The sequence below is a fragment of the Pseudomonas sp. UV AK001 genome (genome assembly GCF_046097675.1).
In the GTDB taxonomy this organism is placed as follows: domain Bacteria; phylum Pseudomonadota; class Gammaproteobacteria; order Pseudomonadales; family Pseudomonadaceae; genus Aquipseudomonas; species Aquipseudomonas kribbensis.
The window spans coordinates 280,932-307,067 of sequence record NZ_JBJUVZ010000002.1 but is presented as its reverse complement, the minus strand read 5'-3'; the positions used below and the strand labels follow the sequence as shown (position 1 = coordinate 307,067).

22 protein-coding genes are annotated in these 26,136 nt (G+C 61.8%); 6 read left to right on the top strand and 16 right to left on the bottom strand.

Features of this window, described 5'->3' with window-relative positions:
- Positions 1-23: 23 nt before the first annotated feature.
- The 4 genes from ACKLNA_RS09420 to ACKLNA_RS09405 form a co-directional block, all read right to left on the bottom strand.
- Positions 24-1,004, bottom strand: coding sequence for a sulfonate ABC transporter substrate-binding protein (locus tag ACKLNA_RS09420; RefSeq protein WP_408985704.1), 981 nt, complete (start codon positions 1,002-1,004; stop codon positions 24-26).
- An 89-nt stretch (positions 1,005-1,093) separates the two neighbouring features.
- Positions 1,094-1,687: an NADPH-dependent FMN reductase gene (gene ssuE / locus ACKLNA_RS09415; protein ID WP_085731495.1), complete on the bottom strand. Its 594-nt coding sequence runs from the start codon at positions 1,685-1,687 to the stop codon at positions 1,094-1,096.
- A gap of 241 nt (positions 1,688-1,928) precedes the next feature.
- Positions 1,929-2,567 carry a peroxiredoxin gene (locus tag ACKLNA_RS09410; RefSeq protein ID WP_085708987.1) on the bottom strand — a complete coding sequence of 213 codons (639 nt, stop codon included), beginning with the start codon at positions 2,565-2,567 and terminating at the stop codon, positions 1,929-1,931.
- A gap of 293 nt (positions 2,568-2,860) precedes the next feature.
- A complete protein-coding gene (locus ACKLNA_RS09405; RefSeq protein WP_408985703.1) occupies positions 2,861-4,213 on the bottom strand; it encodes an OprD family porin in 1,353 nt (450 codons plus the stop codon).
- 365 nt (positions 4,214-4,578) lie between these two features.
- Between ACKLNA_RS09405 and tauA the strand changes: the two genes are divergently transcribed.
- Complete coding sequence (gene tauA / locus ACKLNA_RS09400) at positions 4,579-5,568, top strand: taurine ABC transporter substrate-binding protein (protein ID WP_408985874.1); 990 nt, start codon at positions 4,579-4,581, stop codon at positions 5,566-5,568.
- A gap of 39 nt (positions 5,569-5,607) precedes the next feature.
- Here the strand turns inward: tauA and argA are convergent, their stop codons facing one another.
- Positions 5,608-6,906: an amino-acid N-acetyltransferase gene (gene argA / locus ACKLNA_RS09395; RefSeq protein ID WP_007951778.1), complete on the bottom strand. Its 1,299-nt coding sequence runs from the start codon at positions 6,904-6,906 to the stop codon at positions 5,608-5,610.
- Between the two features lie 135 nt (positions 6,907-7,041).
- Positions 7,042-8,190: an acetylornithine deacetylase gene (gene argE / locus ACKLNA_RS09390; RefSeq protein ID WP_408985702.1), complete on the bottom strand. Its 1,149-nt coding sequence runs from the start codon at positions 8,188-8,190 to the stop codon at positions 7,042-7,044.
- Positions 8,191-8,346: 156 nt separating this feature from the next.
- On the opposite strand from argE, the gene ACKLNA_RS09385 reads away from it, so the two are divergent.
- Positions 8,347-9,717: an inorganic triphosphatase gene (locus ACKLNA_RS09385; RefSeq protein ID WP_408985701.1), complete on the top strand. Its 1,371-nt coding sequence runs from the start codon at positions 8,347-8,349 to the stop codon at positions 9,715-9,717.
- A gap of 39 nt (positions 9,718-9,756) precedes the next feature.
- On the opposite strand, the gene ACKLNA_RS09380 is transcribed toward ACKLNA_RS09385, so the two are convergent.
- Entirely contained in the window at positions 9,757-10,227 is a 471-nt protein-coding gene (locus ACKLNA_RS09380) for an Lrp/AsnC family transcriptional regulator (RefSeq protein ID WP_007951785.1), read from the bottom strand.
- 126 nt (positions 10,228-10,353) lie between these two features.
- Between ACKLNA_RS09380 and ACKLNA_RS09375 the strand changes: the two genes are divergently transcribed.
- The 3 genes from ACKLNA_RS09375 to ACKLNA_RS09365 all read left to right on the top strand — a co-directional run bounded on the left by ACKLNA_RS09375 (position 10,354) and on the right by ACKLNA_RS09365 (position 12,954).
- Positions 10,354-10,692, top strand: a complete 339-nt coding sequence (locus ACKLNA_RS09375) for a hypothetical protein (protein ID WP_408985700.1) — start codon at positions 10,354-10,356, stop codon at positions 10,690-10,692.
- Positions 10,693-10,782: 90 nt separating this feature from the next.
- Positions 10,783-12,567 (top strand): GspE/PulE family protein, encoded by a 1,785-nt coding sequence (locus ACKLNA_RS09370; RefSeq protein ID WP_408985699.1) that lies wholly within the window; start codon positions 10,783-10,785, stop codon positions 12,565-12,567.
- A gap of 69 nt (positions 12,568-12,636) precedes the next feature.
- Positions 12,637-12,954, top strand: a complete 318-nt coding sequence (locus ACKLNA_RS09365; RefSeq protein ID WP_007951791.1) for a DUF2388 domain-containing protein — start codon at positions 12,637-12,639, stop codon at positions 12,952-12,954.
- A 54-nt stretch (positions 12,955-13,008) separates the two neighbouring features.
- On the opposite strand, the gene gcvP is transcribed toward ACKLNA_RS09365, so the two are convergent.
- Positions 13,009-15,882, bottom strand: coding sequence for an aminomethyl-transferring glycine dehydrogenase (gcvP, locus tag ACKLNA_RS09360; protein ID WP_408985698.1), 2,874 nt, complete (start codon positions 15,880-15,882; stop codon positions 13,009-13,011).
- Positions 15,883-16,038: 156 nt separating this feature from the next.
- Between gcvP and ACKLNA_RS09355 the strand changes: the two genes are divergently transcribed.
- Positions 16,039-17,181 carry a DegT/DnrJ/EryC1/StrS family aminotransferase gene (locus ACKLNA_RS09355; RefSeq protein WP_408985697.1) on the top strand — a complete coding sequence of 381 codons (1,143 nt, stop codon included), beginning with the start codon at positions 16,039-16,041 and terminating at the stop codon, positions 17,179-17,181.
- Between the two features lie 70 nt (positions 17,182-17,251).
- Here the strand turns inward: ACKLNA_RS09355 and gcvH are convergent, their stop codons facing one another.
- The 8 genes from gcvH to pepP form a co-directional block, all read right to left on the bottom strand.
- Positions 17,252-17,635, bottom strand: coding sequence for a glycine cleavage system protein GcvH (gcvH, locus tag ACKLNA_RS09350; RefSeq protein WP_085708978.1), 384 nt, complete (start codon positions 17,633-17,635; stop codon positions 17,252-17,254).
- A 48-nt stretch (positions 17,636-17,683) separates the two neighbouring features.
- Entirely contained in the window at positions 17,684-18,766 is a 1,083-nt protein-coding gene (gene gcvT, locus ACKLNA_RS09345; RefSeq protein ID WP_408985696.1) for a glycine cleavage system aminomethyltransferase GcvT, read from the bottom strand.
- A gap of 156 nt (positions 18,767-18,922) precedes the next feature.
- Positions 18,923-20,539, bottom strand: coding sequence for an ABC transporter permease (locus ACKLNA_RS09340; protein ID WP_408985695.1), 1,617 nt, complete (start codon positions 20,537-20,539; stop codon positions 18,923-18,925).
- A 246-nt stretch (positions 20,540-20,785) separates the two neighbouring features.
- Complete coding sequence (locus ACKLNA_RS09335; protein WP_408985694.1) at positions 20,786-21,790, bottom strand: extracellular solute-binding protein; 1,005 nt, start codon at positions 21,788-21,790, stop codon at positions 20,786-20,788.
- Positions 21,791-21,898: 108 nt separating this feature from the next.
- Entirely contained in the window at positions 21,899-23,116 is a 1,218-nt protein-coding gene (locus ACKLNA_RS09330) for a 2-octaprenyl-3-methyl-6-methoxy-1,4-benzoquinol hydroxylase (RefSeq protein WP_408985873.1), read from the bottom strand.
- A 9-nt stretch (positions 23,117-23,125) separates the two neighbouring features.
- Complete coding sequence (locus ACKLNA_RS09325; protein WP_408985693.1) at positions 23,126-23,611, bottom strand: DUF4442 domain-containing protein; 486 nt, start codon at positions 23,609-23,611, stop codon at positions 23,126-23,128.
- Entirely contained in the window at positions 23,604-24,791 is a 1,188-nt protein-coding gene (gene ubiH / locus ACKLNA_RS09320) for a 2-octaprenyl-6-methoxyphenyl hydroxylase (protein ID WP_085708972.1), read from the bottom strand. Before ubiH ends, ACKLNA_RS09325 begins: the two co-directional genes overlap by 8 nt.
- Positions 24,788-26,122, bottom strand: a complete 1,335-nt coding sequence (gene pepP / locus ACKLNA_RS09315) for a Xaa-Pro aminopeptidase (RefSeq protein ID WP_408985692.1) — start codon at positions 26,120-26,122, stop codon at positions 24,788-24,790. The genes ubiH and pepP overlap by 4 nt, the downstream gene beginning before the upstream one ends.
- Positions 26,123-26,136 lie beyond the last annotated feature (14 nt).

Below are 26,136 nucleotides of genomic sequence, written 5' to 3'. Positions count from 1 at the left end.
AGTGGTCTCCTTGGGGATTCGATTTACTGGGCTTGGGTAACCGAGCTTTGGGCCACAGCGGCCGGTGGGGTCCAGATCACGTCCTTGATGCTCAACGGCTTGGGAATCAGCTTGAGCTGGTAGAAGGTGTCGGCGATTTTCTGTTGCGCGGCGACCACTTCCGGGGTCAGGAACAACGCGCCGTAGCCCTGGCGTTTCACCGAGGTCAGGGTGATGTCTGCCGGCAGGCCGAGCAGCGGCGCGACCTGCTGGGTCACGTCTTGCGGATTGGCCTTGGACCACTCACCGACGGCGCGCACTTCTTCCACGAGGGTCTTGATCACCTCGGGATTTTTCTGTGCGTAGGGTTTGGTCGCCAGGTAGAACTGGTGGTTGTCGACAATGCCTTTGCCGTCACGCAGGGTGTGCGCTTGCAGTTGTTGCTCGGCGGCGGCCTGGTACGGGTCCCAGATGACCCAGGCGTCGACGCTGCCACGCTCGAACGCGGCGCGGGCATCGGCCGGTGGCAGGAATACGGTTTGAATGTCGGTGTACTTGAGGCCGGCGTCTTCGAGCGCACGCACCAGCTGGTAGTGGACGTTGGAGCCTTTGTTCAGGGCGACTTTCTTGCCCTTGAGATCCGCCACCGATTTGATCGGCGAGTCTTTCGGCACGAGGATCGCTTCGCTGTTCGGCGCGGGTGGCTCGTAAGCGACATAGAGCAGATCGGCACCGGCCGCCTGGGCGAAGACCGGCGGGGTTTCGCCGGTGACGCCGAAGTCGATCGAGCCGACGTTCAGGCCTTCCAGCAGTTGCGGGCCGCCGGGGAATTCAGTCCATTGCACGTCGACGCCTTGGGCGGCGAGGCGTTTTTCCAGGGTTCCCTTGGCTTTGAGCAGCACCAGCGTGCCGTACTTTTGATAACCGATCCGAAGCGTCTCGGCCTGGGCTTGAGTGATGGCGCCGAAGGTGACAGCCGCAGCAAACAGAGCGACCAGACCACGACGCAAAAATACAGTGCGCATAGCGCTCTCCTTTTTGCTGTTGGGTTTTGGCTGCACCTGCTTGCCCGTTGGCGGGCGAGTAAGGCCAGTACTTCAAGTTTCGATGTGGCTCAAATGCTCCAGCGAGCACTCAACAAACGTTCATTCAACAATCCAGGTTCCAGCGGTTTCGGCCGGCGGGCCATGGCGCTGACAAACTGGTCCAGCGCTTCATGCAGCCGCTGTTCCAGGGCCGGCGCCAACTGCGCCGCTGCACTGCCTTCGCCGTAGGCGATCTGGCTGTCCTCGGCAAAAATCCCTTGCAGCATTTCCTGGGCCTTCAAGGCCGACAGCACAGGCTTGAGGGCGTAATCGACCACCAGCATGTGGGCGATGCTGCCGCCCGTTGCCATCGGCAGGACAATCTTGTGGTTCAGGGCGCGTTCCGGCAGCAGATCCAGCACGGTCTTCAGTGCGCCGGAGAACGACGCCTTGTAGACCGGGGTGGCGATCAGCAGGCCATCGGCGTTTTCAATCTGTTGCAGCAGGTCGAGCACCTTCGGACTGTCGAAGCGGGCGTGGAGCAAGTCTTCGGCCGGGAAGTCCCGCACCTGATAACTCACCACTTCCACCCCTTGCTGCTGCAACCAGCGTTGCGAGCGCTCCAGCAACACCCCGGAACGGGAGCGTTGACTGGGACTGCCACCGAGTGAGACGACCAGCATTCAGACGATTCCTTGAGCATTACCGGCGATTCGCGGGTTGCGATCTCGCTTCAATGAGAGTGACCTTATCAGCTGATTCATATATCCATAAATCATATTTATTCATTTGGTTATTCTTTATGGAGATATACGTTTCACTTTTCTCCGGGCAAAAAAACAGGCCGTGAAAACGGCCTGAAACCCTGCATCGTGGTTTTTGCTGATCGCCCCCACGCAGAACCCGGGAACGATCCGAGGAAGGTTATTTGTTCGGCTGTGGCGTCAGGCGCAGGTACGGCTTCACCGCGCGGTAGCCCTTCGGAAAGCGTTGCTTGATTTCGTCTTCGTCCTTGAGCGACGGCACGATCACCACCTCCTCACCGTCCTGCCAGTTGGCCGGGGTGGCCACCTTGTAGTTGTCGGTGAGTTGCAGCGAGTCGATCACCCGCAGGATTTCGTGGAAGTTGCGCCCGGTGCTCGCCGGGTAGGTAATGGTCAGGCGGATCTTCTTGTTCGGATCAATCACGAACAGCGAGCGCACGGTCAGGGTATCGCTGGCGTTCGGGTGGATCAGGTCGTAAAGATCGGACACCTTGCGATCGGCATCGGCCAGGATCGGGAAGTTGACGATAGTGTTCTGGGTTTCGTTGATGTCTTCGATCCACTTGTGGTGCGAATCCACCGGATCGACCGACAGCGCGATGGCTTTCACGCCACGTTTAGTGAACTCATCCTTGAGCTTGGCGGTGAAGCCCAGCTCGGTGGTGCACACCGGGGTGAAGTCCGCCGGATGGGAAAACAGCACGCCCCAGCTATTGCCCAGCCATTCGTGGAAACGAATCTTGCCGGCGCTGGAGTCCTGTTCGAAATCGGGGGCGATATCGCCGAGTCTGAGGCTCATGGTGCTGCTCCTGATGAGTTGTTGGAGACCTCAACTGTAGCTCGGGATTTGGCATTCATAAAAAGAATAAATAACTAGACATCTAGATCATTTACGAATATTAAACTTCTGTTCACTGGACGCTCGCCGGCAACGCGCCGAACATCGGCCCCAAGGTTCGAGAAGGCCTTGAGTTGCTGTAAAGAGGGAAATGTCGGGAAAGGTCTACGGGGGTGGGCCTGACCCGAAAACACAAAAGCCCCGTCCGGCGTGATGCCGGACGGGGCTTTTTTACGTCGGTGGCTCGAGCGCTATTACAGCAGCGGGATCGAGTAGCTGACGATCAGGCGGTTTTCGTCCTGGTCGCGCTGACCCGGGATATCGTTGCGCCAGGTAGCGTTTTTCCACATGAAGCCCAGGTTCTTGGCCGGACCTTCTGGAATCACGTAACCAATGGTCAGGTCGCGTTCCCACTCGGTTGCGCCATTGCCGTTTTCGCGGCCGTTGGAACCGACGGTGTCGATATCGCTACCGCGCAGGTAGACCAGACCGGCAGTCAGGCCTGGCAGGCCGACTTTGGCGAAGTCATAGGAGTAGCGAGCTTGCCAGGTTTTCTCACCGGCACGACCGAACTTCTGGATCTGCATGTCAGTGATGGTGTAGTTCGACGAACCGTCGCCCTGGTTCAGCCATGGGAAGTCAGAGCTGCCGTTGGAAACCTGATAGCCGCCACCGAAGGTGTGACCTTCAACGGTGTACAGGAACAGGCCGCTATACAGGTTGTTGTCAACCGGGCCTTTGCCGCTGGCGTTGCCGACGTAGTTACCGTTGCTGAAGTAAGCTGAGGTATTGCCGTTGGCGCCGTCATCGGTGCTGTGGAAATAGCGGAAGTCAGACTTCAGCACGCCCGGGCCGATTGCCCAGTTGTGAACCAGACCCAGGAAGTGTTGCTTGTAGAAGTCTTCCAGGTTGCCGTAGTAGTACTGGGCTGTCAGGTCTTTGGTGATCTTGTAGTCACCACCGGCGTAGTAGAACTTGTTGCTGTTGGCCACGCGCGCGTTGGCACCGCCAATGGACAGGTTCTCGTTGTTGCTGGAGTTACGACCTTTGACCGCTTCGATCTGACCGCCGATCAGGGTCAGGTCCTTGATGTCGCTGGAGGAGATCTGACCACCCTGCCAGGTTTGTGGCAGCAGACGACCGTCGTTGGTCACGATGACTGGCAGTTTTGGCTGCAGGGTGCCCAATTTCAGTTCGGTCTGGGAAATCTTGGCCTTGGCGGTCAGGCCCAGACTCGAGAAGTTATCAACCGCTTCGCCGTTGGACTTGCTCGGGAAAACAGTGCCGCCGTAGGAAGTCGAGGTTGCACCGTTGGTGCCGCCACCCGAGTCCAGGCGAACGCCCAGCAGGCCAATGGCATCCAGACCGAAGCCCACGGTGCCCTGGGTGTAACCGGAGATGAAGCGCAGGTCGAAGCCTTGGCCCCATTCTTCGTTCTTGCTCTGCACGCCGGAAGCAGTTCTGGCAGCGCTGTCACGGTTGTCAGTGTTGATGTAGAAGTTACGCAGCCCCAGTGTGGCCTTGCTGTCTTCGATGAAACCGGCTGCGCCTGCCTGCTGCGCAATAACCCCTACGGCCACGGCCAGGGCCAAGGTGGACTTGTTCATGTATCGCTCCTCTCGTTTCTAATTCTTGTGTTCCTGGTCCGGAGTCTGATGCCCCTGGATCCTAAGATGCGCGATTAGCGCCAGACCGTGACTGACAAGTCAATCGTAACCTTGTGCGTCTACGACCAAGGTCTAATCGCAGTTATTTGGTCCTTGCAGGGTAAAGACTTCCTGATAAACCCAAAAAGAATTTATTCATTCTTTTTCATACCATTCAGGAATATGGCCGAACAGTGGCCATCTGTACCGGGATACAGCGTATCGGCGCCTAAGCTCATTCCTAAATGGTATTTGTTAGCCTTTTTTTAGATCGTTTAGCTTTGGCGAAACCCCGATTCGTCAAACCCTATCGAAAAGGCGACGCCATCATGGCCAAACGCGCACTATCTAGTCAATTTGTTACAGTTTGTGTGTCAGCGCTGATTTCTTTTTCTGTCCATGCTTCCAGCCTCACTGTCGGCTACCAGACCGGCATCGATCCAAGCAAAGTCCCCCAGGCCGACGGCATTTACGAGAAGACCATAGGCGAAAAAATCGATTGGCGCCGTTTCAACAGCGGCCCGGAAGTAGTGACAGCCATCGCCTCCGGTGACGTACAGATCGGCAACCTCGGCTCCAGCCCGCTGGCGGCCGCCGCTTCGCGTAATCTGCCGATTGTTGCCTTCATCGTTTCGGCACAGATCAATGCCGCCGAAGCTCTGGTGGTGCGCAACGGCAGCGGTATCGACAAACCCGAAGATCTGGTGGGCAAGACCATCGCCACACCGTTCGTGTCCACCTCCCACTACAGCCTGCTCGGTGCACTCAAGCACTGGGGCCTGGACACCTCGAAAGTCAAAGTGGTGAACCTGCAACCCGCAGAAATCGCGGCCGCCTGGAAACGCGGCGACATTGACGGTGCCTTTGTCTGGTCGCCGGCACTGGGTGAAATCCGCAAGACCGGCAAGACCCTGACCGACGCCGCACAGGTCGGCCAGTGGGGCGCGCCAACCTTTGAAGTCTGGGTTGCACGCAAGGACTTTGCCGAGAAGCATCCGGAGGTCGTGGCCAAGTTCGCCAAGGTGACCCTGGACTCCTTCGCCGACTACGCCGCCCATAAAGACAGCTGGACCGCCGACTCGGTGCCGGTGCAGAAAATCGCCAAACTGACCGGTGCCAACGCCACCGATGTCCCGGAATTGCTCGCGGGTTCGGCCTTCCCGGACGCCAAGGCGCAACAGACCACGGCGCTGCTGGACGGCGGCACGGCGAAGGCGATTGGTGAGACGGCGAAGTTTTTGAAGGAACAAGGCAAGGTCGAAAGCGTACTGCCCGATTACTCGCCTTATGTCAGTGCGAAGTTTGTAGCGGAGTAAACAAATTGCCCCCACGCATCCCGTGGGGGCAATCGCACATCACAGGGACTTTTCGAAGATCTTCGAATTGCGCTGATAGTTATAGAGAGAAGCCCGGGCCGCCGGCAGACGCTCGACGCTGCTCGGTTCGAACCCGCGCTCGCGGAACCAGTGGGCGGTGCGGGTGGTGAGGACGAACAGCGTCTTCAGGCCCTGCGCCCGGGCACGGGTCTCGATGCGCTCGAGCAGTTCATCACCGCGACCGCCATGGCGGTACTCCGGATTCACCGCCAGACACGCCAGTTCACCGGCATCCGAATCGGCAATCTGATACAGCGCCGCACAGGCGATGATCATCCCTTCACGCTCGACCACGCTGAACTGCTCGATCTCGCGCTCCAGCACTTCACGGGAGCGACGCACCAGAATCCCCTGCTCTTCCAGCGGGCTGATCAGGTCGAGCAGACCACCGACGTCTTCAATCGCCGCCTCGCGCACCAGCTCGAATTGCTCCTGGGCCACCAGCGTACCGCCACCGTCGCGGGTGAACAGTTCGGTCAGCAGCGCGCCGTCCTCGGCATAGCTGACGATATGACTACGCGCAACGCCGCCACGGCAGGCTTCGGCGGCGGCATCCAGCAGTTCCGCCTGATAGTTGCTGCCCAGGCGCTGCAAATGCGCCGGCACCTGTTGCGGGCGCAGTTCGCGCACCAGTTTGCCGTTTTCGTCGATCAGGCCGAGGTCAGCACCGAACAGCAGCAGCTTGTCGGCACCCAGATCGATGGCGGCGCGGGTGGCGACGTCTTCGCAGGCCAGGTTGAAGATTTCACCGGTCGGCGAGTAACCCAGCGGCGACAGCAGCACGATGGAGCGCTCGTCGAGCAGGCGGTTGATACCCTTGCGGTCGACCCGGCGCACTTCACCGGTGTGGTGATAGTCGACACCTTCCAGCACGCCGATCGGCCGCGCGGTCACGAGGTTGCCGCTGGCCACCCGCAGGCGCGAGCCCTGCATCGGCGACGAGGCCATGTCCATCGACAGCCGCGCTTCGATGGCGATGCGCAGTTGACCGACCGCATCGATCACGCACTCAAGCGTCGCGGCATCGGTGATGCGCATGCCGTGGTGGTAATGCGGGGTCAGGCCACGAGCCGCGAGGCGGGTTTCGATCTGCGGGCGGGAACCGTGCACCAGCACCAGTCGCACGCCGAGACTGTGCAGCAGCACGATGTCATGGACGATGTTGCCGAAATTCGGATGCTCCACCCCGTCGCCGGGCAGCATGACGACGAAGGTGCAGTCGCGGTGGGCATTGATATAAGGAGACGCGTGGCGAAGCCAATTGACGTATTCGGGCATGAACCTGGGCCTGTAATAAATAGCAGCCGGAAAAAGGGCGAAACGGAAAACGCACAGCGGGCTGATGGTTATCGTCGGAACAGGCTTGGCGACACGCGCGCTCTCCTCATGAATACGGGTTGGCAGGACGGCAATTTATACAGCTTTGAGACAGTAATGTTCGATCAACTGCCGCAATAGATGCACGGTAGGCTGCAAACGTGACATTTCAAGGTACTCGTCCGGCTGGTGGGCGCAGGCGATGTCGCCGGGACCGAGCACGATGGTTTCGCAGCCAAGGCGCTGAAGATAAGGCGCTTCGGTGCCGAACGCTACCGCTTCGGCCGCATGGCCGGTGAGTTTTTCGGCGATTCGCACCAGCTCGGCGTCCTCGGACTGCTCGAACGGCGGTACCTCGGGAAACAGCGGCGCGTAATCGATCTTCACCTGATGCCGCTCGGCAACCGGGTTGAGCTTGCGCAGGATCTCGGCCCGCAGCACCTTCGGGTCCATCCCCGGCAACGGCCGCAGATCGAACTCAAGCGAACACTGGCCACAGATGCGATTGGGGTTGTCGCCTCCATGGATGCAGCCGAAATTCATGGTCGGCTGCGGCACACTGAACTGCGGGTTGTTGAATTCGCGCTGCCACAGCAGCCGCAGGCCACGCAGCTCGCCGATGGCGTCGTGCATGGCTTCCAGGGCGCTGTGCCCCAGGCGCGGATCCGACGAATGGCCGCTCTGCCCGAGGATATCGATGCGCTCCATCATGATGCCCTTGTGCATGCGGATCGGCTTGAGCCCGGTCGGCTCGCCGATCACTGCCGCACGGCCCAGCGGCCGCCCCGCTTCGGCCAGCGCCCGGGCACCGGACATCGAGCTTTCTTCATCACAGGTAGCGAGGATCAGCAGCGGTTGCTTGAACGGCTGGTCGAGCAGCGGTTGCACGGCTTCGATGATCAGGGCGAAAAAGCCCTTCATGTCGCAACTGCCGAGGCCGACCCAGCGGCCGTCGATTTCGGTGAGTTTCAGCGGGTCGGTTTTCCACAATGCATCGTCGTAGGGCACCGTGTCGCTGTGCCCGGCCAGCACCAGCCCGCCGGGGCCGCTGCCGAAACTGGCGAGCAGGTTGAACTTGCCGGGGCTGACCTGCTGGATTTCGCAACTGAAGCCCAGATCACCCAGCCATCCGGCGAGCAGATCGATCACCGCTCGGTTGGATTGATCCAGGTTCGGTTGGGTGCAGCTGACCGACGGCACGGCGATCAGTGCAGCGAACTGGTCTTGCATGGATGGCAAAGGCATCGCTGACTCCAACTCCCGGATTGAAGTCCATCATAGAACCATCCGGCGCCGAGAATAAACCGCCGCAAAGCGTAGGAAGGTTCAGTCCTGTACACTGCACGACCTTGGCAGCCACACATTCCCCCGGCTGCGCTCCCGATCCTGGATTTTCCGGCCATGCAGAAAGAAACCGAAATCAAACTCCGCGTCAGCCGCGAAACCCTCGCCGCCCTGCGCGAGCACCCTCTCCTGAAAAAACGCAACAAAAGTGGCTGGGAACGCCGTGAGTTGATGAATCAGTACTTCGACACGCCCGAGCGTGACCTGGCTCGGGCCAAGGTTGCCCTGCGCCTGCGCAAGGACGGCGAAGAAGTGATTCAGACCCTCAAGACCCGTGGCCAGAGCGTCGCCGGTCTGTCCGAGCGTAACGAATACGACTGGCACCTGCCCAAAGCCAAGCTGGACGTGAAGAAACTCGACGGCGAATGCTGGCCCGAGTCCCTCGCCGAGCTGGACAAGAAAACCCTGAAACCGATCTTCACCACCGATTTCGTCCGCGAACGCGCCGAAATCGCCTGGGGCCGTGGCAAGACCAAAGTGGTCATCGAAGCCGCGCTGGACCTGGGCCATGTGGTGGTCGGCAAACAGAAAGAAGAAATCTGCGAGCTGGAACTGGAACTGCGCGAAGGCGAGCCTGCCGCGCTGCTGGAACTGGCCGCCGAACTGGCCGAAACCCTGGCCCTGATGCCGTGTGACATCAGCAAGGCCGAGCGCGGCTATCGCCTGTACGACGCCAACAGCTACTCGCTGAGCCTGCCGGCGCCGGCCATCACTGCTGAAACCCCGCTGGACGACGCCTTCGCCGCCCTTGGCTGGCACCTGCTCGGCAGCAGCCAGCGCCTGGCCGAACAGTACCGTTTCAACGGTCACTGGCGCCTGCTGCAGGACTGGGTCGAGAACCTCGCGGAAATGCGCGCCCTGCTCAGCAGCCTCGGCCAGGCCGCACCGCGTCAGTCGACCCACGATCTGCGTGTGGCACTGGACGCCTTGCTGGAAGACTGGCGTCCGCTGGTACAAGTCGGCCTTGAAGACGAAGACGTGCGCAAAGCCGCGCCGGAGCAGTTCCTCGAAGAACTGGAAGACCCGCGCTGGGGCCTGTTCTCGCTGAACACCTCGCGCTGGTTGCTGGCCCGCACCTGGGCTGCCGACCGCAACACCCGTGGCAATCGCCAGGGTGCCGCGCAATTGCAAAGCTGGTTGCCGCGTCTGCTGGGTGAAGAAGCCACTTCGCTGCAATTGCAGCGTTATCAGCAGCAGCCGGAAGATCTGGCCGAGCAACTGCCGCGCATCGAACGCATCCAGGTCTGGCTGCACCACGCGCGCAACGTGCTGGAGATCCCGGAAATGGATCGTCTGTACGGCGAGCTGAACAAACTGGCGCAACTGGCCAACGAGCCGACCATCACCGATGAACTGCTCGATGCACGCAAGCATCAGGCGATTGCGGTTTACCAGAATCGCGCCTGGAAAATGCTGCTGCGCATGTAATCCCCGGATGATGATCGTTCCCGCTCAAGGGAACGATCATCAGCGCAGTACCGGCAGGCTCGTCGTCGACTTGATCTCCGACAGCGCCACGATCGAGTTCACTTCCTGAATCCCCGGCACCAGCGACAGCTTCTCGAAGAAGAACCGCTCATACGCCTCGATGTCCGCCGCGACGATCCGCAGCAGGAAATCCACCGCCCCCATCAACACGTAGCACTCCAGCACTTCCGGAAAGCCGCGAATCGCCTCGGTGAACTCAGTGAAGTTCGAACGGCCGTGGGCGTTGAGTTTGATCTCGGCGAAGATCTGCGTGTTCAGGCCGATTTTCTTGCGATCGAGCAAGGTCACCTGACCGCGAATGATCCCCTCCTCCTTCATCCGCTGAATCCGCCGCCAGCACGGCGACTGCGACAGGCCCACCTGTTCGGCGATCTGTGCGCTGGACAGGGAAGCGTCCTCTTGCAGCAGGGCGAGAATGCGCCGGTCGTAGCTGTCCAGTTCGCTGTGCATAAATAATCCTCAAAATCAGCCAACAGCGAATCGATCTGCCTTATCAATCGCCTGATCAGCTCATCTTAGACAAGAAATGCCCGGCATCGAATGTAAAAATTTCTCCACTGATTCCGGAGACCTGCCATGCCGCACCTCGAAGCCGTCAACACCCCAGCGCCCCGTGCCGATGTGTGGAACGTCAGCAACGCCCATTGCCTTGCGCAGTACCAGATTCTGGCCGAGGCCGAGCCGGATCTGCTGGTGCGGGTGCTGAACCTGTTCGCCCTGCAGTTCCTCACCCCGGAACAGGTCAATGTCCAGCGGCTGGACGACCTGCTGTCCATCGACATCGTCATGGGTGGCCTGAGCTGGCATCGCGCCCAGGTGATCGCGGAAAAACTTCGTAACCTGATCAGCGTCTGCTCGGTGAATCTGCAGAACCCCGATGTGGCGTGGGATGCGCCAGCTCAGGCGGCTGGCTGACAAAAGCGGAAACGCCTTTGTCGGGTAGTGGCCCAACGGTCGGCGGGGCCACGACTATCCTTTGCGGACTGTCGTTCAAAAGGAGCCCGCATGTCCGTTCAACTCGCCACTCAGGACCGCTGGCTGGATCTCAATGATGTATTGCGTGAACTGGTCGCCCAGGGCTTCATCAGCCAGGACTCGGCCGAACACGCGCTGAATGCCCGCCGTCGCCAGGCGACCCACGGTCAGATGCATCCGCTGGAATTCATCGCCGGCCAGCAACTGGACGACCTCAGCCGTCCGGGCAAACACCTGGACCTGGAAAGCCTGACCCTGTGGCTGGCGCAGCAGGCCGGCCAGCCGTACCTGCGGATCGATCCGCTGAAGATCAACGTCGCCGCCGTGACGCCGCTGATGTCCTACGCCTTCGCCCAGCGCCACAAGATCCTTGCGGTGTCGGTCGACCGCGATGCGGTGACCGTGGCCAGCGCCCAGCCTTACGTCAGGGGCTGGGAAGCCGATCTGACCCACGTGCTGAAACTGCCGGTCAGACGGGTGGTGGCCAACCCGGCGGACATCCAGCGCTTCAGCGTCGAGTTCTTTCGCCTTGCCAAATCGGTCAGCGGCGCCAGCAACTCCGACCAGCCGGGCAGCAACCTCGGCAACTTCGAACAACTGCTAAATCTCGGTGCCAGCGATCAGGAGCCGGACGCCAACGACGCGCACATCGTCAACATCGTCGACTGGCTGTTCCAGTACGCCTTCCAGCAGCGGGCCAGCGATATCCATATCGAACCCCGGCGCGAGCAAGGCACGGTGCGGTTTCGCATCGACGGCGTGCTGCACAACGTCTATCAATTTCCGCCACAGGTGACGATGGCCATCGTCAGCCGTCTGAAAAGCCTCGGCCGGATGAACGTCGCCGAGAAGCGCAAACCCCAGGACGGTCGGGTCAAGACCAAGACCCCGGACGGCGGCGAGGTCGAGCTGCGCCTGTCGACCCTGCCCACGGCGTTCGGCGAAAAGATGGTGATGCGGATCTTCGACCCGGAAGTGCTGCTCAAGGATTTCGACCAGCTCGGGTTTTCCGCCGACGACCTGCGGCGCTGGCAGGACATGACCCGCCAGCCCAACGGCATCATTCTGGTGACCGGCCCGACCGGTTCGGGCAAGACCACCACGCTCTACACCACCCTGAAAAAACTGGCGACCCCGGAGGTCAACCTCTGCACCATCGAGGACCCGATCGAGATGGTCGAGCCGGCCTTCAACCAGATGCAGGTGCAGCACAACATCGACCTGACCTTCGCCGCCGGGGTGCGAGCGCTGATGCGGCAGGACCCGGACATCATCATGATCGGCGAGATCCGCGACCTGGAGACCGCCGAAATGGCGATCCAGGCCGCATTGACCGGACACCTGGTGCTCTCGACCCTGCACACCAACGACGCACCCAGCGCCATCAGCCGTCTGCTGGAACTCGGCGTGCCGCATTACCTGATCAAGGCCACGGTGCTCGGGGTCATGGCCCAGCGACTGGTGCGCACACTGTGCCCGCACTGCAAGGCGCCGTTGCCTGTCGCCGAAGAGGACTGGCAAACCCTGACCCGGCCGTGGCAGGCGCCGCTGCCGGGCAACGCGCAACGGGCCATCGGCTGCCTCGAATGCCGCGACACCGGCTATCACGGCCGCGCCGGGGTCTACGAAATCATGCAACTGACCGACAGCCTCAAGGGGCTGATCAGCCCCGATACCGATCTGACGGCGCTCCGCCGCCAGGCCTTCAAGGAAGGCATGCGCAGTCTGCGGCTGTCCGGCGCGCAGAAAGTCGCGGCGGGCCTGACGACCATCGAGGAGGTGCTGCGGGTAACACCGCAGAGCGAGCAGAAATAGCCCCTCACGGAACCGGATCGTCGAAATGACGATCCAAGCCGTTATTCAACATCAGTGGAGTCATCCCTCATGCGTCTCAAACTTGCTGTCGCCACCCTTGCCCTGCTGTCTCTGCCCGTCGGTTCGGCAATGGCTGACAGCTTTTGGCGTAACGTCATTTCGTCCGGCGCCACCACCGGCTCGACGTACCTGACCTTCAAGGATCACAAGCTGATCGTCGCCGCCCAGGATGACGCCGGCAGCTTCGTCGCCAGCGATGGCGGCATCCGTGGCCCGTACCTGGAGGCCGCCATGCAGAAAGTCCGCGCCGACAACCCGGGCCTGCAGGCGACGGACATGGAACTGGCGAACGCGATCCTGGCGAAGAACGCCGTGGCTTCGGAATAAATCTGTCGCCCACAAAAATGCCGCTCATTTGAGCGGCATTTTTTTGCCCGCCATTCAGCGGTAATCGTCTACCGGCACGCAGGCGCAGAACAGGTTGCGATCGCCATAGACGTTGTCCACCCGGTTCACCGCCGGCCAGTATTTGTGCGCCTTGGTATGCGCATCCGGGGTGATGCCCTGCTCGATACTGTAAGGCCGCTCCCAGACGCCGGTGACATCGGCCAGCGTATGCGGCGCCCGCTTGAGCGGATTGTCCTCGGCCGGCCAGTTGCCGTTCTGCACTTCGGTGATTTCCGCACGAATGCTCAACATGGCGCCGATGAACCGGTCAAGTTCAGCCTTGGATTCACTCTCGGTCGGCTCGACCATCAAGGTGCCCGGCACCGGAAACGACATGGTCGGTGCATGGAAGCCGTAATCCATCAGGCGCTTGGCGATGTCTTCCTCACTGATGCCGGTCTGCGCTTTCAGCGGCCGCAGATCCAGAATGCATTCATGGGCCACCCGATCATTACGCCCGGTGTAGAGCACCGGAAAGGCGCCGGACAGATGCTGTGCCAGGTAATTCGCCGCGAGGATCGCCACTTCGCTGGCGTCCGCCAGTTGCGGCCCCATCATCGCGATGTACATCCAGCTGATCGGCAAAATGCTCGCACTGCCCCAGGGTGCCGCGCTCACCGCGCCGTTCTGCGGCTGCGGCCCGTCGATCGGCACCACCGGGTGATTGGCGACGAACGGTGCCAGATGCGCGCGAATGCCGATCGGTCCCATGCCCGGCCCGCCTCCGCCGTGGGGAATGCAGAAGGTCTTGTGCAGGTTCATGTGCGAGACGTCGGCGCCGATATCCGCCGGCCGCGCCAGTCCGACCTGGGCATTGAGGTTGGCGCCGTCCATGTACACCTGGCCACCGTGCTTGTGGATAACTTCGCAGATTTCGCTGATGCCCTCCTCGTACACGCCGTGGGTCGACGGGTAGGTCGCCATCAGGCATGACAGCTTGTCCCCGGCCTCGGCAGCCTTGGTCTTCAAGTCCTCCAGATCGACGTTGCCAGCTTCGTCGCACTCGACGATCACCACGCGCATCCCGGCCATCTGTGCCGAGGCAGGATTGGTGCCGTGGGCCGATGACGGAATCAGGCAGATGTCGCGCCCGCCCTGGTGGCGGCTTTCGTGGTATTTGCGGATCGCCAGCAACCCGGCGTATTCGCCCTGGGCCCCGGAGTTGGGCTGCATGCAGATGGCATCGAACCCGGTGATCGCGCACAACCAGCGTTCCAGCTCTTCGATCATCAGCGTGTAACCGACGGCCTGCTCCCGGGGCACGAACGGGTGCAGGTTGGCGAACTGCGGCCAGGTGATCGGGATCATCTCGCTGGTGGCGTTGAGTTTCATGGTGCAGGAGCCGAGCGGGATCATCGACTGGTTGAGCGCCAGATCCTTGTTTTCCAGTTGCTTGAGGTAGCGCAGCATCTCGGTTTCGCTGTGATGGGCGTTGAACACCGGGTGGCGCAGGTACGGCGAGCTGCGTTGCAGGTGGTCAGGAATCCCGGACACCAACGCTTCGGCATCGAGTTCTTCGACGTTCAGCCCATGATCGACCCCCAACAGCACATCGAACAGTTTGCCGACGGTGCTCTCGTCACAGGTTTCATCGAGGCTCAGGCCCAAGTGGCCGCGACCGAGAATCCGCAGATTGATCTGCGCAGCCTGAGCGCTTTCGATGATCGCGGTCTGCGCGCCGCCGACGTCCAGGGTCAACGTGTCGAAAAAATGCTCGTTGACGCGTTTGATACCATGCCGTTCGAGGCCGGCAGCGAGGATGCAGGTCAGCCGATGGACTCGCTGGGCAATACGTTTGAGGCCTTCCGGCCCGTGGTACACGGCATAGAAACTGGCGATGTTGGCCAGTAGCACTTGAGCGGTGCAGATGTTCGAATTGGCCTTCTCCCGGCGAATATGCTGCTCTCGGGTCTGCAGGGCCATGCGCAGCGCAACGTTGCCCCGCGCGTCTTTCGAGACACCGATGATGCGCCCGGGAATCGCCCGCTTGTACTCCTCGCGACTGGCGAAAAACGCCGCATGCGGCCCGCCGTACCCCATCGGCACGCCAAAGCGCTGGGACGAGCCGAACACCACATCAGCGCCCAGTTCCCCCGGGGGCGTCAGCAGCAACAGACTCAGCAAGTCGGCCGCCACACAGGCCAACGCCTGTTGCGCATGCAGGTGATCGATCAACGGACGCAGGTCGCGGACCTCGCCGTGGGTGTCGGGATATTGCAGCAGAGCGCCGAATACCTGGTGCTGTTTCAAGTTATCCACAGTGTCGACGATCAGCTCGAAACCGAAGCCTTCGGCGCGGGTCTGCACCACGGAAATGGTTTGCGGATGACAGTTTTCATCGACGAAAAACAGATTGCTCTTCGACTTCGCCACGCGTTTGGCCAGCGCCATGGCCTCGGCGGCCGCAGTGGCCTCATCGAGCAGCGAAGCGTTGGCCAATTCCAGACCGGTGAGGTCGATGGTCAGTTGCTGAAAATTGAGCAACGCTTCGAGCCGGCCCTGGGCGATTTCCGGTTGATACGGCGTATACGCGGTGTACCAGCCGGGATTTTCCAGCACGTTACGCAGAATGACCGTCGGCGTGAGGGTGCCGTGGTAACCCATGCCGATGAGGCTGGTCCAGACCTGATTCTGTTCGGCGTACCCGCGCAGTTTCGCCAGCGCGGCCTGCTCGTCCAGCGCGGGTGGCAGGTCCAGTTCACGGTTGAGGCGGATGGCGGGCGGGACGGTCTGCTCGATCAGTTCGATCCGGCTGCCCAGGCCCAGGCTGTCGAGCATGGCCTGCTGCTCGGCGGCATCGGGGCCGAGGTGGCGGCGCAGGAAGGCATGGGGGTCGCGTAACTGGCTCAAGGACGGCAACTGGGACATGACGGGCTCTCTCTTGGCTGGCGCTCGGCGTCAATGCAACACGGTCAAACCAGCATAGCAGTCGATACCGTCGCGGACGGCTTGGCGGCGGGTGGTCGAACGGGGCATGCTGTGGCACCTGCAACACGCGCCCAACCCCTGGATGATCGAATCCTCATGAGCCAACTGCCGTTTTTGCCGTTTTCCAAACCTGTCATCGACGAAGCCACCATCGCCGCCGTCGGCGATGTCCTGCGTTCCGGCTGGATCACCAGCGGGCCGAAGGTCCAGGCCTTCGAAGCGCAACTGTCGGAGTATTTCGGCGGGCGTCCGGTACGTACCTTCAACTCCGGCACCTGCACCATGGAGATTGCCCTGCGCATCGCCGGCATCGGACCGGGTGACGAAGTGATCACCACGCCGATCTCCTGGGTGGCCACGGCCAACGTGATTCTTGAAGTGGGCGCCACCCCGGTGTTCGCCGACATCGACCCGGTCACCCGCAACATCGACCTGGATAAACTGGAAGCGGCCATCACCCCGCGCACCAAAGCCGTCATTCCGGTCTACCTCGCCGGGCTGCCGGTGGACATGGAGCGCCTGTACGCCATCGCCAAAAAGCACAATCTGCGCATCATCGAAGACGCCGCCCAGGCCCTGGGTTCGAGCTGGAACGGCCAGCGCATCGGCGCCACCGGCGACTTCGTGTCATTCAGCTTCCAGGCCAACAAGAACGTGACCTGCTCCGAAGGTGGCTGCCTGGTGCTGAGCACACCCGAGGAAGCGCGTCTGGCGGAGAAATATCGCCTGCAGGGCGTCACCCGCACCGGCTTCGACGGCCTGGATGTCGATGTGCTCGGCGGCAAGTTCAACATGACTGACATCGCAGCGACCATCGGCCTCGGCCAGTTCGCCCACATCGAAACCCTGACCGCCCATCGTCAGGAACTGGCTCGCCACTACTTCGAATGCTTTGGCGACGACTTCGAAGCCACGTACGGCGCGCAACTGCCGCCGGCCGATTTCACCAACAGCAACTGGCACCTGTTCCAGCTGGTATTGCCGGAGCGCAAGGACGGCTTGCCGGCGCGGGCCACGTTCATGGAGCAGATTCAGGCGCTGGGCATCGGCATCGGTTATCACTATCCGCCGATCCACCTGCTGAGCCTGTACCGTGAGCGCGGTTTCAAGGAAGGCATGTTGCCGGTGGCCGAGCGCGTGGGCCGGTTGATCGTGTCGTTGCCGATGTTCACGACCATGACCAAAGCCGATGTCGAGCGCTCGGTGGCGGCGGTCAAAGCGGTGTTGGGCAACGCCTGAGTCATCCCCCTAAAAGCTGCACCCACAAAAAAGCCCCGACGGATCGGGGCTTTGCGGTATTGCTTGAAGCTTACTCGCCGATGGACTGCTTGTAGGCAGCGGCGTCGAGCAGCTTGTCCAGCTCGGACTTGTCGCTTGGCTTGAGCTTGAAGATCCACGAGCTGTACGGTTCTTCGTTCAGCAGCTCCGGCGAATCGGCCAGCTCTTCGTTGACCGCAATCACTTCACCGCCGACCGGGGAGTAGATGTCGGAAGCGGCCTTCACCGACTCGACAACACCCGCCGCATCACCGGCAGCAAACACCTTGCCGACTTCAGTCAGCTCGACAAACACCACGTCGCCCAGCGCTTGCTGTGCGTGATCACTGATGCCCACGGTGACGGTGCCGTCGGCTTCCAGGCGCGCCCATTCATGACTTTCGGCAAAACGCAGGTCGGCGGGGATATTGCTCATGCTCGGTGTCCTCAAGAAATTGTCAGCGGTCGTGCCCGCCGGAAAAGGTTAGATCAAGGTTTTGCCGTGACGGACGAAGGTCGGTTTGACCACTCGCACCGGATACCACTTGCCACGGATTTCCACTTCGGCGCGGTCGGCAGTCGCCATCGGTACACGCGCCAGGGCAATCGACTTGCTAAGCGTAGGAGAGAAACTACCACTGGTGATCTCCCCTTCGCCAACATCAGCGATACGAACCACCTGATGCGCACGCAAAACCCCGCGTTCCTCGAGCACCAGACCCACCAGTTTGTGCTGCACGCCGGCGGTTTTTTCCGCTTCCAGCGCATTGCGACCGATGAACCGGCGCGTGGCCGGTTCCCAGGCGATACTCCAGGCCATGTTCGAGGCCAGCGGCGAAACGTCCTGATGGATGTCCTGACCGTAGAGGTTCATCCCCGCTTCCACCCGCAAGGTATCGCGAGCGCCGAGGCCAATGGGAGAAATGCCGGCGCCCACCAGATCGTTGAAGAATCCGGGGGCCTGATCGGCCGGCAGGGCAATTTCCAGACCGTCCTCGCCGGTGTAACCGGTGCGTGCAATGAACCAGTCGCCATCGACCTGACCTTCGAACGGCTTGAGCATCTGGATCAGATTGGCGCGGGACTGGGTTACCAGCTCGGCAATCTTGTGTCGGGCATGGGGGCCTTGAATGGCAAGCATCGCCAGATCCGTGCGCTCGCGCAGTTGCACGTCGAAGCCGGTGAGATGAGCCTGCATCCACGCCAGATCCTGATCGCGTGTCGAGGCGTTGACCACCAGTCGGTAACCGTCCTCGAGGCGATAGACGATCATGTCGTCGACGATGCCCCCGCGCTCGTTGAGCATGGTGCTGTACAACGCACGGCCGGGGCTGTGCAGGCGTTCGACGTCATTGGCCAGCAAATGCTGGAGCCAGGCCTTGGCCTGGTTACCGGCGACATCGATCACGGTCATGTGGGATACATCGAACACCCCGCAATCGCGGCGCACCTCGTGGTGCTCCTCGACCTGCGAGCCGTAATGCAGTGGCATGTCCCAACCGCCAAAATCGACCATCTTCGCGCCGAGGGCGAGGTGCAGGTCATACAGAGGCGTACGCTGTCCCATGGGTTTCTCCTTCCGGGCGTGGCGAAGGTGCGGAGCGCTGCTGCACGGTTTGAAAGCCCCGAAAGAGAAGGCTTTCAGCCGATTTCAGCGACAGGGTCTGTCAGACGGACCGCACCGAATGCCGCGCATTGTAGCCGCATGATTCAGGACTGACGACTAAGTGTTTCTGTGCGCCGAGCGGCGGATAAGTCCGATGACCGGCAACAAGCCGACCAGCACCAGGGTCAGCGCCGGCAACGACGCCCTCGCCCATTCGCCTTCGCTGGTCATCTCGAAGATGCGCACGGCCAGCGTGTCCCAGCCGAACGGGCGCATCAGCAGGGTGGCGGGCATTTCCTTGAGCACGTCGACGAACACCAGCAACGCGGCGCTGAGGGTGCCGGGCAGCAGCAACGGCAGATACACTTTGAAAAACAGTCGCGGCCCACTGACACCCAGGCTACGTGCCGCTTCAGGCAAAGAAGGCCGTATACGCGCCAGACCGCTTTCCAGTGGCCCGTAGGCCACCGCCACGAAGCGCACCAGATAAGCCATCAGCAACGCCGCCAGACTGCCCAGCAGCAACGGCTTGCCCGCACCGCCGAGCCAGCCGGACAGTGGAATCACCAGTTCGCGATCCAGATAACTGAACGCCAGCATGATCGACACCGCCAGCACCGAGCCCGGCAACGCGTAGCCGAGGTTGGCCAGACTGACGCCGGAACGGATTGCCGGAGTCGGTGCCAGTCGCCGGGCGAATGCCAGCAACATCGCCACACTGACCGTGATCAACGCCGCCATGCCGCCCAGATACAGGGTGTGCAGAATCAGCCCGGCGTAGCGCTCATCCAGATCGAAACGCCCGCGCTGCCAGAACCACACCACCAGTTGCAGCACCGGGATGACAAACGCACAGGCGAACACCAGACCGCACCAGCCGGTTGCCGCCCAGGCCTTGGGCCCGCGCAGGTGATACAGCGCCTTCACCCGCGGCCGCTCGTTGCTCGCCCGATTGGCGCCCCGGGCGCGACGTTCGCCGTACAGCACCAGCATCACCACCAGCAGCAACAGGCTGGCCAGTTGCGCGGCGCTCGACAGACTGAAGAAGCCATACCAGGTCTTGTAGATCGCGGTGGTGAAGGTGTCGAAGTTGAACACCGAGACCGCGCCGAAATCTGCCAGGGTTTCCATCAACGCCAGCGCCACACCGGCACCGATGGCCGGCCGCGCCATCGGCAATGCCACCCGCCAGAACGCCTGCCACGGCGACTGGCCGAGCACCCGCGCCGCTTCCATCAGGCCTTTGCCTTGAGCAAGAAACGCAGTGCGGGCCAGCAGGTAAACGTAGGGGTAGAACACCAGCACCAGCACCAGAATCACTCCACCGGTGGAGCGCACCCGTGGCAGACGCAGACCGGTGCCAAACCATTCTCGCAGCAGGCTTTGCACGGGACCGGCGAAGTCCAGCAGGCCGACGAACACGAACGCCAGCACGTACGCCGGGATCGCGAACGGCAGCATCAGCGCCCAGTCGAGCCAGCGCCGGCCGGGGAATTCGCAGAGGCTGGTGAGCCAGGCGAGGCTGACACCCAACAGGGTCACGCCGATGCCAACGCCGAGGATCAGCGTCAGGGTGTTGCCCAGCAGGCGTGGCATCTGGGTTTCCCACAGGTGCGACCAGATCTGCTGGTCGATGGTCTGCCATGACAGCAGGAGGACGCTGAGAGGGAGCAGCACCAACGCGGCGATGGCGAAGACGATGGGGTACCAGCGGCGCTGGGCGGGGTGGGCCACTTTTAGAACTCTGGAGGGATGTAGGTGTTCTTGGTTTTTTTGTTTCAGGTCAGGATTGTCGCCCTCACCCTAACCCTCTCCCAGGGGGAGAGGGGACTGACCGTGGTGATCTTTCGAGTTACGCCGACCTGATAAATCGAGCCAAACTCAAGTTTCGAAAACAACCCAAATCGGCTCCCTCTCCCCCTGGGAGAGGGCTGGGGTGAGGGGCTGGATCTTGAAGTAGTCGATGAACTTCCCGAGAACTCAGTTCCAACCCGCCCGATCCATCATCCGGATCGCTTCAGCCTGTCGCTTGCCCGCCACTTCAACCGGCAGCGTATCAGCCACAAACTGTCCCCACGCCGCCACTTCTTCCGAAGGCTTTACCGCCGGATTCGCCGGGAATTCCTGGTTCACGTCAGCGAAGATCTTCTGCGCCTCAGGCGTGGTCATCCACTCCACCAGCGCCTTGGCTGCTTCAGGGTGCGGTGCATGTTTAGTCAGGCCGATGCCCGACAGGTTGACGTGCACACCGCGATCCGCCTGGTTCGGCCAGAACAGTTTCACCGGCAGATCCGGCTTCTGCTTGTGCAGGCGACCGTAGTAGTAGGTGTTGACGATGCCGACGTCGCACTGGCCGGCGTTGATCGCTTCCAGTACCGCGACGTCGTCGGAGAACACATCGGTGGACAGGTTGTTGACCCATCCCTTGAGGATTTTCTCGGTCTTCTCGGCACCGTGGACTTCGATCATGGTGGCGGTCAGCGACTGGTTGTAGACCTTCTTCGCCGTGCGCAGGCACAGGCGGCCTTCCCAGTTCTTGTCGGCCAGCGCTTCGTAGGTGGTCAGTTCGCCCGGTTTCACACGCTCAGTGGAATAGGCGATGGTCCGTGCGCGCAGGCTCAGACCGGTCCAGGCGTGGCTGGACGAGCGATATTGCAGGGGAATGTTGGCGTCGATGGTTTTCGAGGTGAACGGCTGGAGAATGCCCATCTGTTCGGCCTGCCAGAGGTTGCCGGCATCGACGGTCAGCAGCAGGTCGGCGGTGGCGTTCTCGCCTTCGGCCTTGATCCGCTGCATCAGCGGCGCTTCCTTGTCGGTGATGAACTTGATCTTCACCCCGGTCTTGGCGGTGTAGGCATCGAACACCGGTTTGATCAGCTCATCGATGCGCGACGAGTAGACCACCACCTCTTCGGCGGCCTGGGCAGCGGTGCTGCCAATCAGGGTCAGGGCCAGTGCGGTCAGAACACGCTTGGATGCCAACATGGGAGTGATCTCTCGGTCGGGGAAAAGTGGTCCAAATGATAAGGACTCACATTTACCAGCTCAATCGATCACTTTCCCAAGGAGTTACCAGATGTTGCACGATATTCGTCAGACCTTGGCAAGCGCCGGCAAGTCCCCGGTCAGCCCCAACGCTTCACGCACAAACAGCGCTTTGGCCTCGGGCATCTGCTCGACGATTTTCAGCCCGGTGTTGCGCAACCAGCGCAGCGGCAGCGGATCGGCCTGGAACAACCGCTCGAAGCCTTCCATCGCCGCCATCAGCGCCAGGTTGTGCGGCATGCGCCGACGCTCGTAGCGGCTCAGCACTTTCACATCCGCCAGGCGTTCACCACGTTCGTTGGCTTGCAGCAGCACTTCGGCCAATACAGCGGCATCGAGGAAGCCAAGGTTCACGCCCTGCCCCGCCAGCGGGTGAATGGTGTGCGCCGCATCGCCGATCAGCGCCAGGCCTTCGGCCACGTAACGCTTGGCGTGACGTTGACGCAGCGGCACGCACAGCCGCGGGTCGGCGCTGATGACGTCGCCGAGGCAACCTTCGAAGGCACGCTCCAGTTCACGGCAGAAATCCGCTTCATCCAGCACCATCAGTCGCTCGGCTTCGCTCGGCGTGGTCGACCAGACGATCGAGCACCAGTCCTGCTGACCGTCACGCTCCAGCGGCAGAAACGCCAATGGTCCGTGATCGGTGAAACGCTGCCATGCGGTCATGCGGTGTGGTTTGCTGCTGCGCACGCTGGTGACGATGGCGTGGTGCAGGTAATCCCACTCGCGAGTGGCGACGCCAGTCAGACGGCGCACGGCAGAATTGGCGCCATCTGCCGCGATCACCAGCGGCGCGCGCAGGGTTCGACCGTCGGCCAGGGTCAGCAGCCAGTCGTCACCGGAGCGGCGCATCTGCTCCAGCCGCGCATTGGCCAGCAGGCCCAGATCGCAATCGTGCAGACGGTCGAGCAAGGCATCCTGTACCACGCGGTTTTCGACAATGTGGCCGAGCACCTCGGCGTGCACGCTGCTGGCCGAAAAGTGGATCTGCCCGGTGCCGCTGCCGTCCCAGACGTGCATGTCGGTGTAAGGACTGCTGCGACGGTTGACGATGCCGTCCCATACGCCGAGGCGATCGAGGATCCGCTGACTGGCCGCCGACAGCGCACTGACTCGCGGCTCGAACGGCGCATCGTCATCGAAGGGTTTGACGCTCAGCGGGCTGCCGTCGAGCAGCAGCACTTCCAGCCCGCTGCCCTGCAACGCCAGCGCCAGGGCGCTGCCGACCATTCCGGCTCCGACAATCAGCACATCTGCGCGCATTTCCATGCTTTAAGCCTGTCTCGCTTGCGGCTTGAGCCGCACGTAAAGGGTTTTACCGACCCGCGCCACCAGGTTGCCGGCGCCGTCATGAATGTCGACCTGCAACTGCGGCAGGTATTTCTCGCCACTGGCGGTCTGCCGACGGATCTCGTCGAGCAGGGTGTCGTCGATGTTGAACCGGGCGAACACCGGGCCTTTGCCCGGCGCAATGAAGTCAATGTCCGCTGCCTTGTCCCAGACGATGTACTTCGACCCGAGGTTCTCCATGAGCATCAACATGAAGAACGGATCGACCATCGAATACAGACTGCCGCCGAACTGGGTGCCGACGTAATTGCGGTTGTACCAACCCAGGCCCATCGAGACCTGGATGTCACGAAAGTCATCGCTGATGTGCTTCACCCGGACCCCGGCGCCGAAGTACGGCGGGTAGAACGTCATGATCCAGCGCATCAGCCGCGCCTTGCCAAACTGTCTGATCAGCCACTCACGCATCCGGCCGCGTCCCCAGCCCCATGGCCTGACGGGCGAACCAGCGTTTGGCCGGCGGCAGCAGATCGAGGCCGAGCAGGCCGATGTTGCGCCCCAGCGACACCAGCGGCTGAGTGCTGCCGAACAGGCGCGTCACCTGATCGGAGAAACCTACGGTGAGGTCCTGATCGAGGCGCTGGCGCTCGCGATAGGCCTGCAGCGTGGCGAAATCTCCCAGCGGTTTGTCGCTGGCCAGCAGCGCGGCAGCCAACGCATCGGCATCGCGCAGGGACAGGTTGAAACCCTGACCGGCAATCGGATGCAGGCTGTGGGCGGCGTTGCCGAGTACGGCGAGGTGCGAACGCACCTGCTCTTCGGCTTCCACCAGCGACAGCGGGTACAGATGCCGCGCGCCGACCTGCTTCAAAGTGCCGAGACGGTAACCAAACACGCCTTGCAGCTCGCTGAGGAAATCACGATCACTCAGGTCTGCCAGACGTTGCGCGTCCATGCCCAGACGGGTCCAGACCAGCGCGCAGCGGTTTTCCGGCAGCGGCAGCAGCGCCATCGGGCCTTCGTCGGTGAAGCGCTCGAAGGCCATGCCGTTGTGCGCTTCACTCGGGGTGATGTTGGCGATCAGCGCGCTCTGGTTGTACGGGCGCTTGCGCACGTTGATGCCAAGTTGTTCGCGAAGGCCGGAACGGCCGCCATCGGCGAGCACCGCCAGATCGCATTCGACCGTGGTCTCATCGTTGAGGGTCAGGCGATAGCCGTCCGGCAGCGGCTCCATACGGATGACTTCCGCCGGGCAGCGCCAACTGATCACGTCTTTGTCGAGGTGTTGCCACAGGCTGTGGCCGAGCCAGGCGTTTTCCACGACATAGCCGAGCGCCGGGACGCCCTCTTCCATCGCCGACAGTCGGGCGGTGGAAAAACGTCCACGGTCGGACACATGAATCTGCTTGATCGGCTCGGCGCGGCGGGAGATTTCCTGCCACACGCCCAGCCGCTGATAGATCTGCCGCGAGCCGAAGGACAGCGCCGACGAACGTGCGTCGTAGCTCGGCTGCCAGCTGTCGCCGGGGGCGAACGGTTCGATCAGCACGATCTTCCAGCCCCGGGCCTTGGCCCCGGCCTGCAAGGCCAACGCCAGACTGGCACCGACCAGACCGCCACCGATGATTGCCAGATTGACCCGACTCATGCCGCGTGTGTCCGTGCTTGCGCCATCAGGGCTTCGATCTCGGCGACGGTTTTCGGCACACCGCCGGTCAGGATTTCACAACCGCTCTTGGTCACTACCACGTCGTCCTCGATGCGCACGCCAATGCCGCGCCATTTCTTCGCTACGTTCTGATTGTCCGGGGCGATGTAGATGCCCGGCTCCACGGTCAGCGCCATGCCGACTTCCAGCACCCGCCATTCGCCGCCGACCCTGTACTCGCCGACGTCATGCACATCCATGCCCAGCCAGTGGCCGGCGCGGTGCATGTAAAACACCTTGTAGGCCTCGGAGGCGATCAACTCGTCCACCTCGCCCTGCAACAACCCCAGCTGCACCAGCCCGGTGGTGATGACCCGAACAGTCGCTTCGTGCGCCTGGTTCCAGTGCTTGTTCGGGGCGATTTCGGCGAACGCGGCTTCCTGGGAGGCCAACACCAATTCGTAGATCGCTTTCTGCTCGGCGGAAAACTTGCCGTTGACCGGCCACGTCCGCGTAATGTCGCTGGCGTAGCAGTCGATTTCGCAACCGGCGTCGATCAGCACCAGGTCACCATCCTTGAGCAGCGCGTCATTCTGCTGGTAATGCAGGATGCAGCTGTTGCGCCCGGCAGCGACGATCGAGCCATAAGCCGGCATCTTCGCCCCGCCCTTGCGGAACTCGTAATCCAGCTCGGCTTCGAGGCTGTATTCGTAGAGGCCGGCACGGCTGGCCTGCATTGCCCGAATGTGGGCCTGAGCGGAAATCCGCGCCGCTTCGCGCATCACCTTCACTTCTGCCGCCGATTTATACAGGCGCATGTCGTGCAGCAGGTGATCCAGGGCAACGAATTCGTTCGGCGGCTGGGCACCGAGGTGCGCCTTGGAGCGGATCACGTTGATCCAGTCCATCAGGTGACGGTCGAATTCCGGGTTGCTGCCCATGGCCGAATACACCCGGTCGCGACCTTCGATCAGGCCCGGCAGGATGTCGTCGATATCAGTGATGGGGAACGCGTCGTCGGCGCCAAAGTCGCCAATTGCGCCTTCCTGGCCGGCGCGCAGGCCGTCCCAGAGTTCGCGTTCGGCATTGCGCTCACGGCAGAACAGTACGTATTCGCCGTGCTCGCGACCGGGCATCAGGACGATGACTGCCTGCGGCTCGGGGAAACCGCTCAGGTACTGGAAGTCGCTGTCCTGGCGGTAGACGTGCTCGACGTCACGGTTGCGAATGGCAACCGCGGCGGCGGGCAGGATGGCGATGCTGTTGGGTTCCATCTGCGCCATGAGTGCCTTGCGGCGACGGGCGTATTCCGCTTTCGGGATATGGATCATGGGCAGATGGCTTT